7 protein-coding genes are annotated in these 9258 nt (G+C 60.0%); 3 read left to right on the top strand and 4 right to left on the bottom strand.

All coding sequences use genetic code 11. From position 1 onward, the window contains the following. Positions 1 to 165: 165 nt before the first annotated feature. Positions 166 to 1308 (top strand): alpha/beta hydrolase, encoded by a 1143-nt coding sequence (locus HMPREF1206_RS10740; RefSeq protein ID WP_016423321.1) that lies wholly within the window; start codon positions 166 to 168, stop codon positions 1306 to 1308. 131 nt (positions 1309 to 1439) lie between these two features. On the opposite strand, the gene HMPREF1206_RS10735 is transcribed toward HMPREF1206_RS10740, so the two are convergent. The 3 genes from HMPREF1206_RS10735 to HMPREF1206_RS10725 all read right to left on the bottom strand — a co-directional run bounded on the left by HMPREF1206_RS10735 (position 1440) and on the right by HMPREF1206_RS10725 (position 6475). Beyond that, a complete protein-coding gene (locus tag HMPREF1206_RS10735) occupies positions 1440 to 2081 on the bottom strand; it encodes a DUF3239 domain-containing protein (protein WP_016423320.1) in 642 nt (213 codons plus the stop codon). A gap of 25 nt (positions 2082 to 2106) precedes the next feature. Continuing rightward, on the bottom strand, positions 2107 to 3810 hold the full coding sequence (locus HMPREF1206_RS10730; protein WP_016423319.1) for a DNA repair helicase XPB: 1704 nt from the start codon (positions 3808 to 3810) through the stop codon (positions 2107 to 2109). Positions 3811 to 3958: 148 nt separating this feature from the next. After that, a complete protein-coding gene (locus tag HMPREF1206_RS10725; protein WP_016423318.1) occupies positions 3959 to 6475 on the bottom strand; it encodes a helicase-associated domain-containing protein in 2517 nt (838 codons plus the stop codon). A gap of 74 nt (positions 6476 to 6549) precedes the next feature. Here HMPREF1206_RS10725 and HMPREF1206_RS10720 point away from each other — a divergent pair, with 74 nt between their 5' ends. Further along, positions 6550 to 6738: a hypothetical protein gene (locus HMPREF1206_RS10720; RefSeq protein ID WP_016423317.1), complete on the top strand. Its 189-nt coding sequence runs from the start codon at positions 6550 to 6552 to the stop codon at positions 6736 to 6738. A gap of 500 nt (positions 6739 to 7238) precedes the next feature. Then, positions 7239 to 8423, top strand: coding sequence for an IS256-like element IS3503 family transposase (locus HMPREF1206_RS10715; RefSeq protein ID WP_011018353.1), 1185 nt, complete (start codon positions 7239 to 7241; stop codon positions 8421 to 8423). Between the two features lie 134 nt (positions 8424 to 8557). Here HMPREF1206_RS10715 and HMPREF1206_RS10710 read toward each other — a convergent pair whose 3' ends face one another. After that, positions 8558 to 9178, bottom strand: a complete 621-nt coding sequence (locus HMPREF1206_RS10710) for a transglycosylase family protein (protein WP_016423316.1) — start codon at positions 9176 to 9178, stop codon at positions 8558 to 8560. Positions 9179 to 9258: the final 80 nt, after the last annotated feature.

The raw sequence follows: 9258 nt of genomic DNA, 5'->3' as shown, positions 1-9258 counted from the left end.
AATAATCTTGTTTGTGGGTCGTGGTAGCCAGTTCCCGTGTGGGGTGGGCTGCTGCGGCCCACTTTTGTTTTACCCACGAGTAAACAGAATTAACTAAGCGTCGATCGGATCCTCGGTTTCCTCTTTTGGTGAATCCTCGTTGGCTCTCTGTGGCAGACTGTCTCTATGACTAATCAGACACCTAACTCCGATGTGGTTAACCTCGCTTCTTCTGAGGACGAGGCTCAAGACAACTTCACTCCCGTAACGACCGAAGAAGGTAAGCTACAACAGCTTATTGAATGGCTCGAAGAACACGTCTCGGCCTATTCCTACTTGAGCGAGGTTGTCCCCTTGGGTGCCTCTGAGGAAGACATTGAGAAGGCTCGTGCTTCAGTCAATGACCGCGGCGCTCGTATGCCAGACGCCATCATTCACGGTTCAATGATGGTCCTGGGGGCGGCCGTCAACCATTCCTCGCCATACCTTGCGTATGCCGACGGCAAAGTAGAGGTGACGGATACGACGGTGGGGGATAGTCCTAGCGTTCCGGTGCGGGTTTTTGTCCCACAGGATCCAACCGGGTCTGTGGTAGTTGCCGCACACGGCGGCGCTTTCTGGATGGGCGACGGCAGTCTGCGTGAGAATTCCTTCGGCCCAAATATGGCTGCCCTGGCAGCCCGATCGGGCGCAATTGTTGTGGACGTGGATTACCGGCTCGCACCAGAGAATAAGGTATCTGAGGCCGTCTATGACATTGCGCGGGTAGTCGCATCTGTCGCAGATGATTCGTTGCAGCTTCAAAAATTGGGTGCAATGCCCATCAGTGATCAGAACCCGTTAGTTCTTTATGGTGTCTCTTCAGGCGGCCACAACGTTGTTTCCGCGGTAGACCAGATTAGTCAAGACACTCCGGTTGCTCTGTTGCTCGTTGCCCCGGCTCTAGACCTGCGTGGTGCTCCTGCGGTGTGGTTGCAGGCATTCTTCGGCACCTCTGATGATTCGGCAAAGGAAGTGTCACCGGGATTGCATGAGCCGTCGCGAAGCATGCGTGTCCACGTTCAGGCGGCCTCCCGCGATACTGTTGTTCGGCCAGCTACCGAGTACCTGAAGAAGGTCGAGGAGGCAGGTGGAGACGCCACTCAGGCGGTATTCTTGGCGACTCACCAGATTGCGGTTCCAAAGGTTCAGCGAGAGCAGATTACGGACGCGGCGCGGTTCATTCTAGAGGCCACTCACACGGAACGTGAGCTGCCAGAGGACCCGGCAGGTGAATACGATAAGGAAGCGATTGACCGGCAGAACGAAGAGTCCTGGGGTAAGAGCTAGTCAACCCGTTTCAGTTCCTAATGGCGCTCTCGCTGTGCATGTGAGCACCGCGGAGGGGAGCGCTGCTAAGGGAAATCGGGGGCGGGGCTAGAACAGCTCAGTGCCAAAAGGTCGGGGCTAACAGCCCCCGACTAGTGCAGCGGCAGGAGATTGCGCTTCGTTGCGTGTACCTCTTCCATCCGGTCGATGTTGCGTTCGAGCACATTCCAATCGTTGACCGGAATATTGCGCTGGGCTTGGGCAATGACTGACTTGTCTGGAGTGGACCACGCGAGCGGCACTGGGGTGATCTCGTCGTAGAACTCGGTGCGGCTCTTGTGCGTACCGGCCACAGCAACAGCTGGCACCTTCGCGCCCACACGGCGGGGAACCCCGGAAATCGTGGTGACAGTTCGTGTAGCCAGGGCCGGGACGGGCTCGCCATCGGAGGGGTCTTTACGCATGTCCACCAAGGTCATCAGCACCATGGTTCGCTCATCCACACGCGCAATCATGGCCGGAACCAGCGGGGATTCGTCGTAAAGCTCTTGCGGATCCTTAATTGCGCGTCGCACCTGGAAGGTAACGCCGACGTAGAGAGCTGCGAGGGCGAAAAGCATAACCGCGCTGCCGATAACAAACGGCGTGCGGTCGAAAACTATTAGAACCAGCACAGCGCCGACGAGCAGCAGAGCAGAGAAAATGCCGGAGGAGATGAGCAGTCGGCGGGCATCGCGGTAGTACTCGTTGTTGGCGTTGGTGTGCTCGCGGTTGACGGGGAAGTGAAAGTTCATGGCAGTCCTTTAGTTATCCAGTTTTCTAGGATTCCGAGCTAGCGGTGGAATCACCGGGCAGGGAGGGCCCGAGGTACTCGTCTGCGTCGACGATTCGGTAGGCGTAGCCCTGTTCCGCCAGGAAACGCTGGCGGTGAGCTGCGTATTCGGTATCGAGCGTATCGCGAGTCACCACCGAGTAAAAGACGGCGCCACCACCATCGGACTTCGGGCGCAGGAGACGCCCCAGGCGCTGTGCCTCCTCCTGTCGGGAACCGAAGGTGCCGGAGATTTGCACGGCGACAGAGGCTTCGGGAAGGTCGATGGAAAAGTTCGCAACCTTGGAGACCACCAGCGTGTTGATCTCGCCGCGCCGGAACTTCCCAAAGAGCTCCTCGCGTTTGGCGTTGGACGTCTTTCCTTCGATGACGTCGACGCCGAGCTCTTCGCCGATCTCTTCGAGCTGATCCAGGTAGGCACCAATCACCAGAGCGGGTTCGCCCTCGTGTCGGGCAAGGATTTGCTTGACGACGGGAATCTTCGTCGGCGTCGTTGCGGCCAGACGATACCTGTCGGAGGCCTCAGCCGTGGCGTAGAGCATGCGCTCGGACTCGGTCGGGGTCACGCGGACCTCAACGCAGTCAGCCGGTGCGATCCAGCCCTGGGCTTCGATGTCCTTCCACGGGGCATCGTAGCGCTTCGGGCCAATCAGGCTGAAGACATCGCCCTCGCGGCCATCTTCGCGCACCAGGGTAGCGGTGAGCCCCAGTCGACGGCGCGACTGCAGATCCGCACTCATTCGGAACACAGGAGCGGGCAGGAGGTGGACCTCGTCATAGATGATGAGGCCCCAGTCGCGGGAATCGAATAGCTCGAGTGCGCGGTATTCTCCCTTAGTCTTGCGCGTGACCACTTGGTAGGTCGCAATGGTGACGGGGCGAATTTCCTTCTTTTCGCCGGAGTACTCGCCGATTTCGTCCTCGGTCAGCGAGGTGCGTCGCAGCAGCTCGTCGCGCCACTGCCTGCCGGCGACGGTGTTGGTGACCAGAATCAAAGTGGTGCGCTGCGCGTCTACCATGGCCGCCGCACCGACGATTGTCTTGCCTGCGCCACAGGGCAGCACCACGACGCCGGAGCCACCTTCGCGGAAGGAATCAGCCGCCATGCGCTGGTAGTCGCGCAGTTCCCAGGTGTCGTGGCCTCCGGTGCCCTGATCCTGCCAAGCGATGGCGTGTGCCTCACCGTCGATGTATCCGGCGGTGTCATTGGCCGGCCAGCCGACCTTCAGCAGCTCCTGTTTGATACGGCCTCGCTCGGAGGGGTGCACGGTCCAGGTGTCGGCATCGATTTGCTCACCGAGCATCGGACGTATCTTTTTGTGCTTGGTCACCTCGGCCAGTACCGCAGGGTCGTGTGAGACCAGAATAAGGCCGTGAGCTGGATGCTTGGTCAGGCTCAGGCGACCATAGCGGTCCATGGTCTCCGCGACGTCGATAAGCAGCGGCTGTGGGACGGGGAACTTGGAGAAGCGCTCGAGGACATCGACCACCTGCTCCGCGTCGTGACCGGCGGCGCGAGCATTCCACAGCGCCAGCGGGGTGATGCGGTAGGTGTGCACATGTTCAGGAGCACGTTCGAGCTCCGCGAACGGTGCCAGCGCCGCGCGTGCCGCATCCGCCTCCGGATTATCGACCTCCAGCAGCACCGTCTTATCCGATTGGACGATCAGCGGCCCCGTACCGAAACCCATTATTTCCTCGCCTCGCAGACATTCGACCAAAAATAAGCTAAAGGTCAATTCTGCCACGATTACGCAGAAGATGCGTCACGGGCTCGAATCATCCCGAACCGCCACATTCGCTTCTGCATCGCTTTACGACGGTCCGCGCGCCCGCCGCCTAGTCGACAGGATGTACTTCGGTAATGCGATGCAGCAGGAAGCGCAGCACTTGACTGGTGGCCGGGTCGATAGCATCGACCTGCCCACCGGAGACGGTGACTGGGCGCACGCGCTTGCGGCCGGGTTTGCCGTTGCGGTCAACGTAGCTCAAATACAGGTCGTCGCCATGGCGAGCCGCGCGCTGCAGAAGCTTGAACGCTTCGGTGCCGGAGGCGTAGTCGCTCGTGCCATTGGTGCTAGTGCTGGCACCGGCAGCTGTCCCCGTACCTGTCGCCGAATCTGCAGCCGAGCCAGAGACCCCAGCAGTGCTGCCACTGGCCGTAGCGCCACTGGAACTACCGGCGTGCTCAGCAGCACGGTTGCCATCGGCAATAGCCGTCAACGCCTGGCTGATGCGTTCCGGTTCGGGCATCGTTGTACGCGCAGCGGGCACCGGAGCCGGCGCCTCAATGCGGCAGGGAGCGCGACCGAGATCCAGCACCAAACCCTCTGCATCTTCGGCGATGATGGAAAAGCCCGCATTTCTAGCGGTCTCAATCACCTGGGCAAGCGGGGCCTGGCTAATTAGCACCGTTTCGGCAATCTTCCGCAACGCCAGGCTTTGTCCAGCCTGGTGACTCTGGAATGAGGCCAGCAGGGCCGGATCGTCACAGCGGATAAACGAAGCTGCGGGGCCACCGCGGAGACGACCGTGGCGGCGGGCGACGTCGTCAAGCAAATAGGTAATGGACTGCGGCACCTCGCCGACGGCGTAGCGCGAAAGAAACTCCGAGATATCGGCGGCATTGATGCCGGCGTCGAGGGCATCGCGAAGGCTGTCTTCGGTCACGCGGTAGACGCTGGCGAGGCCGGGAGATTCCAGCTGCGCAATCGAACTGAGCATGCGTTCCATCTCCGGGGATGCGGGGCCCGGTACGACGATGGTGTTGTCCGCCTGAACCATCAGGTACGAGGCGTTCGGTGGCAAGAGGTTGTTACAGGCGGCACGCAGATCGTCGAAGGCCTCGGCGGTGCCGGATTCGATGAGCGCGACCATGGCTTTGCCAACCTCGCTAAGGCCGACGGAAATCGTTTCCACGCCCGGGTCCCGCACGACGATGCCGAGGGCGACCAGCTCGTCGACCACGCCACTGAGCGTCTCGTCCGTGCACCTCGCGTTGGTAATCGGGTAGTAGTAGGCGGCGCATTCACGCAGGTCAGTCAGAGCAACGATGTCGTTGTCGCTTGCCGACGACGCCACCTGCGCACAGCAGGCCAGCACCATTTCCCGGATTGACGGTACCCCGGAGAGCCGAGCTTGTGGGGAGAGTAGAGCAATGCGCTTGCCTTCCTCATTGAGCTGGTCGACCCGCCAGGGAGCTGCGTCGCTAGTGCGAGTGCCGACCGTCAAACTCACCCACCGGTCAACCAGATCGGCGTCGAGGAAGCCGTCGGCTGCCAGCGTGGGGGCGAAATAGTCACCACCGGTGTCATGCAGTGGCAGCGGATGCGGAGTGCCGACATGAACCAGCCCCGCTGCACTGAGGTTAGCCACGCCGCGAGCCAACTCCGAGATGTCGACGCCGAGCTCCTCGATGAGACTGCGGGTTTCCCGCACTCCAATGACACCGTTTTTCAATGTCGGCGCGGGGTCGGTTCCCAGCAAGTCCAGCAGGTCAGTCGCCTGTCGCAAAGTTTCCCAGGCAGTGGCGGCAGCACGGTCGTTACCGCTGGCAATCACGTGGGTAGCGGGGGTTTCGGGGCGCAGGGGGACGTCGTCGTCGGCAAGCCCGACTCCACGCATAAGCGCGCGAACGGTGGCGGGCAGGCGGACGGTGCCCTCGTCGATGCGTTCGAGCAGGCCGGCGTTGATGAGCGCTGGGACCGGCAGCGAAGGGTCGGCATCCGGATGAGCGTCCTTTGTAACGCCGAGACCTCCGGAGTTGGCGAGGGTGTCCAGAAGCCGCTGCTGTCTGTCTGTAACCTCGGTGAGTGCCGTGCGTAGCTGACTGCGGCTTGGGCCATCGGGATTGGGCAGAAGATACCAGCCAGGTGGCAACGAGGTGGCGACCTCATCGCTGAGGCAGAAGTAGTCCTGCCAGGGCAGAGGCTTCTTGCGGGTGGACTTGCCGGTGAAGGTGCCGCGGGGGCCGGGGCCGTTGCCCCAGATGAGGCCGTATTCGCGCAGGGTATCGAGGCTTGTCCGAATATGCGTGGCCGTGGGCCGTTGATTGGCGGGAACCTCTGCTCGAGAGAGTAAGTCGAGAATGTAGTCGATGAGGACGTCCGCAGTGACGGGTTCGGCGTCGGCACCGAGGTCAGCGGCAGCCTCAATGCAGGCGAGCTCCAGTGCGGGCAGTCTGGTCAGCGCGCGGGAGACAGAAGCGCGGAGCTGGAGCCTTGCCGCTAGCACCTGGGAAGACTTCGGCGGTGGCGACAGCGCATCGGGGCGATTGCTGAGGATAGTGCCCACAAATTGGTCTGGTTGACCTGCCAGCCAGTCGGAAAAGAGTGCAAAGGGGGTGGTGCTAGTCATGACAATCCCCACTTTAGTGAGATTTAAGGAGGGGAGAAGGTGACTGGGGAGAAAATTTTTGGGATAATCTCAGCATGGCTAACGTTGCAAAGAAATCCTATGTCGATCCCGGCTGGCCGAAGGACCTCGAGCCTGGTCAGCACGCTGTTACTGAACTGATTGCTCACCACGCTGGTGCAGATTCGCCTTTCGGCGACATTGAGTTCCCGGTTGATCCGGAGACTCTGGGTTACGTGCACCCGACCACGGTGATTAACAAGTAATCTTTTAGATTCTTAGCAGAGCTACTTCTGCTGGAGGCCCGCAGCCGTGACTGCTAGTTCAGTCATGGCTGCGGGTTTTCACATCAGTGGCCTCGGGGCGGGGGGGGGCTTGAGTAGGGGCGCTTGAAGTGGGCGGGGGCTTATTCAAGCCCAGTTTTTGGCCAATCCACCGGAATGGCCCCATGGATGCGGGCTGCAAATGTGAAACTGTGTAAGTTTATGACACTTTCAAGCCATTTTTCGGGCCATTTTTGTCATAAACGCAGTCACTAACTCGCGTTGGCACGCCGTCGCCAGCCATAAACGCAGACAGTAATTCACGCAGTCACTAACTCGCATTGGGTCGGCGGGTTAAGTAAAGGAAAGTGTGTCCGCATGCCACCATAACCCCAGACCACACACCACAAATCACCAAAGAATAGCTCCCCGAAAGCTATTACCCACACCATCCCGCACCTCCGGCCACATTTGTGCTAACCGCACACCGGTTGGATTAAAGGATGACCACCAACCGCCCCAGCTGCCCACTATGCGGCAACAACACAAAGAAAAACGGCACCACCAGCAAATCAACCACCCGTTGGCGCTGCACCCACTGCGGACACTCCTTTACCCGCAACACCCAAACCCACAACAAAAACACCGCCACCATGGCTTTGTTCATCCAATGGGCCACCGGCACCCAATCTCTAACCACCTTCGCCGCACACCATGGCGTAACCAGGCAAACCATGCACCACCGATTCCGATGGTGCTGGTGGATCATCCCCACACCCACCATCGACTCATTCCGCATCCATGACCAAATCTTCCTCGACGCGACCTATCTAAAGTCCGGATGCCTCCTGATCGCAGCCAGTAAAACCCACGTCATCAACTGGACCTGGGCCAGACACGAAACCACCGCCGCCTACACCGAACTCCTACGCCCCATTGCCGCACCACTAATCGCAGTCACAGACGGCGGACAAGGTGCCCAATCAGCCATCCACCACTGCTGGCCAACAACACGCATCCAACGCTGCCTCGTCCACGCCCAACGAACAGTCCGCCGCCACACCACCAGCAACCCCCGCACCGATGCCGGCAAAACCCTCTACCGCCTAGCCCTGAAACTCACTCGCATCACCGACCTTGACCAAGCATCCACATGGGTCGCCCACCTGCACGAATTCGACCACACCTACCGGGAATGGATGAACGAGAAAACCACCATCAAAGACCCTGCTACCGGCGCCTACACCAAGGTCTACACCCACCAACGCGTCCGAGCGGCCTATCAATCATTGCTATCTCTGCACCGCAGAGACCTGCTGTTTACCTACCTGCAACCCCCACCAACAACCATCGACCCCGACAACCTTGCAGCAACAACAAACAGCCTCGAAGGTGGCATCAACGCCCCCATAAAAGAACTAGCCCGCAGACACCGCGGACTATCACTACCGCATCAACGCACAGTGATGGATTGGTGGCTGTATCTACATACAGAAGTCCCTGACGATCCGGTCAAGATCGCCAGGGACCAACGATGGGGTCAAGACGCACTTTCCACAGCAACAGACCTGATCACCCACAACACCACAGCCACTACCAATGACATCGGTGCACCAGCAGAATACGACACCGCCATCGACACCAGCTACCAACACAACCTCGGCATCCAAAAAGGCTGGATCAAATAACCGCAACACGCCCGGAAAAGACACACTTTTCTTTACTTAACCCGGGTCGGCACCGCCAATCTGCGGAAGGCAAAAAGTAGCCCCGAGGGGATTACCCTCGGGGCTACTGTGATGAGCTGGCTAGCTCGAAAGTCTTAAATCAGACCCTGCAGCTTCGACAGGTCGAACGGAATGGCTGCGACCAGTTCCTGCGGGAGCTCAACCTCGCCGGTCAGTGCACGGAACTCAGCGATGAGTGCCTGAGCGTCGGACAGGCTGTCGACGTTGGACAGGCGGTCAGCGAACTGCTGGACCAGGTCAGTCTTGGAGTCGGAAGCAGCAGCTGCCGGAGCGGCCTGTGCGCGAACAGGAGCGGAGCCCTGGCTCGGGTGCGGACGATCGGTCGGGCCGGAGGAGAGACCCAGGCTTGCGGAGCAAGCCGGCCATGCGCCCCAACCCTGCTGAGCCAGGACCTTCTCAGCAACGTAAATCTGCTGCTCGCGGGAAGCCTGATCAGCGGTCGAAGCGAACTCGTTACCACCGAAAGCGTTCCAGGTGCTTGCGGAGAACTGCAGACCGCCGTAGTAGCCGTTTCCGGTGTTGATGTGCCAGTTGCCGCCGGACTCACACTGTGCCAGGCGGTCCCAGTCGGAGTCCGGAGCTGCAGAAGCGGTCGGTGCGAAGATAGCGGCACCGGCACCGAGGATTGCGCCGGTCAGTGCAACCTTTGCCGAAGTGGAAGCGAAGGTGTTGGTCTTAGCTGCGTGGCGAGCCATATGAAAATTTCCTTTTCGTCGATTTTCTTTGTGGCGCCAGTGGGGCTAATGCAACCCCATCTCACTCTTATGGAAAGTTC

The sequence above is a fragment of the Corynebacterium sp. HFH0082 genome (assembly GCF_000411235.1).
Taxonomy (GTDB): domain Bacteria; phylum Actinomycetota; class Actinomycetes; order Mycobacteriales; family Mycobacteriaceae; genus Corynebacterium; species Corynebacterium jeikeium_D.
Note: the sequence above shows the minus strand (reverse complement) of the source record. Positions and strands in the feature narration are given on the sequence as shown.

Excerpts from the sequence above, each read along its gene's own strand:
- HMPREF1206_RS10740 (WP_016423321.1), top strand. The coding sequence starts at position 166 with ATGACTAATCAGACACCTAACTCCGATGTGGTTAACCTCGCTTCTTCT.
- HMPREF1206_RS10735 (WP_016423320.1), bottom strand. The coding sequence starts at position 2,081 with ATGAACTTTCACTTCCCCGTCAACCGCGAGCACACCAACGCCAACAAC.
- HMPREF1206_RS10730 (WP_016423319.1), bottom strand. The coding sequence starts at position 3,810 with ATGGGTTTCGGTACGGGGCCGCTGATCGTCCAATCGGATAAGACGGTG.
- HMPREF1206_RS10725 (WP_016423318.1), bottom strand. The coding sequence starts at position 6,475 with ATGACTAGCACCACCCCCTTTGCACTCTTTTCCGACTGGCTGGCAGGT.
- HMPREF1206_RS10720 (WP_016423317.1), top strand. The coding sequence starts at position 6,550 with ATGGCTAACGTTGCAAAGAAATCCTATGTCGATCCCGGCTGGCCGAAG.
- HMPREF1206_RS10715 (WP_011018353.1), top strand. The coding sequence starts at position 7,239 with ATGACCACCAACCGCCCCAGCTGCCCACTATGCGGCAACAACACAAAG.
- HMPREF1206_RS10710 (WP_016423316.1), bottom strand. The coding sequence starts at position 9,178 with ATGGCTCGCCACGCAGCTAAGACCAACACCTTCGCTTCCACTTCGGCA.